At 43.0% G+C, this 1,519-nt stretch carries 1 protein-coding gene and 2 pseudogenes; all 3 read left to right on the plus strand.

Features of this window, described 5'->3' with window-relative positions; genetic code table 11:
- On the plus strand, positions 1-476 hold a 476-nt coding region (locus BHE89_RS17030), incomplete at its 5' end, for a TCP-1/cpn60 chaperonin family protein (protein ID WP_286146241.1).
- 210 nt (positions 477-686) lie between these two features.
- Positions 687-940 (plus strand): annotated as a pseudogene (locus tag BHE89_RS26210) (class I SAM-dependent DNA methyltransferase); the annotation flags it as partial.
- Positions 940-1,519: pseudogene (locus BHE89_RS17040) on the plus strand (AAA family ATPase); the annotation flags it as partial. The pseudogenes BHE89_RS26210 and BHE89_RS17040, both read left to right, overlap by 1 nt.

Consider the following 1,519-nt stretch of genomic DNA (forward strand, 5'->3'; position numbering starts at 1 on the left):
AAAAACGTGCTCGTGTTGACGATGCGTTGCATGCAACTCGCGCAGCCGTTGAAGAAGGTGTTGTTGCGGGTGGTGGTACTGCGCTGGTTCGTGTTGCTAACGCTCTGCGTGAGATGGTTGGTGATAACGAAGAACAAACAGTCGGTATCCGCGTTGCATTACGTGCAATGGAATCTCCAATGCGTCAAATCGTTGCTAACGCAGGTGAAGAACCCTCTGTTGTTGTAAACAAAGTGAAAGCAGGTGAAGGTAACTACGGTTATAACGCTGCAACTGATGATTACGGCGATATGATTGACATGGGTATCTTAGATCCAACTAAAGTGACTCGTTCTGCACTGCAATTTGCTGCATCTATCGCAGGTCTGATGATCACAACAGAAGCGATGATCACAGATTTACCTAAAGACGACAAAATGGATTTAGGTGCTGCTGGCGGTATGGGCGGCATGGGTGGAATGGGCGGCATGATGTAATCATGTAGTCTAAATACTACTGCTTCCTAAGAAAGCCTGTAAGCTTATAGTTTACAGGCTTTTTTTGTTGACTTATCTTTCTGTAATATCTAATACTGTCCCAAGATTTCTTATGTTGTAGTGGTTATAACTAGGGGGATCTTTTTTAAATCTAATTTATTTTTATTTGTTTTCTATCATGATACCCCGCCTAAAGCACTCGGATGTTAGGGCAATATTGATCTGATTAACGATCAGCTTAAGAATGTTGACTCTGGTACTGCCACCACGCATCTGAAAAAAACGCTGATTGGGTTGACCAAAAAATTTAACAAACTATGTAGCTTCGATGATCGCTTGTGGCACTACGCTGATAGATGTATCACTATTGATTTGGTGATGGTGTTAAGGTTAACTACGGCAAATTTGGCGATCTGCTGGTGGATGTGAAGGCTATTACCAGCAGTGTACCTGAGGAGATTTAATGAAGATAGCGGCGATTTATACACAAAGTGTCGGCCCGTTAGGCGACGCGGAAATTAGCTTTAAAAACGACTGGACGGGAGAGGTTGAGGGGAACGTCCTCCTTACTGGCCCAAATGGCTGCGGTAAATCGACACTGCTTCGCGGCATTGCTATGTTGTGGGATGCATTAGGGTATTGGCTTGATCATAACAAATCAATGGCTACGGGCCATTCTTCAAAAAAATGGCTCCAACGCTGGGGTTCTTTTGCTGTAGTTTTCTCTGATCTTAAATGCTCTAACCAGTCCCCTGTTCGTGTTGGTTTATTCTTCGGAAATGAGGATTATCTTGATAAAATCGTCGATGAACAACCGTCTAACACTATTTGGATTGGAGAAGTTAGCGAGGGGAAAAGGAAAAATAGTCTAATTACGGTGAATGGGTTTTGCACTGATTATGTACTTAAAGAGTGGTTGCAGGAACTTTCTGTTACTCGTGCACAAGTTGTACTAGGAATGCTTCATTCAAATATGGATCTATCAATCCCAAATATCATCTATCTGGATGCGGAAGAACGGCGTTGGATTGTGCCCCAAAAAA

Origin of the sequence: Shigella sp. FC1967 (genome assembly GCF_001743005.1) — a bacterium.
GTDB lineage: Bacteria > Pseudomonadota > Gammaproteobacteria > Enterobacterales > Enterobacteriaceae > Proteus.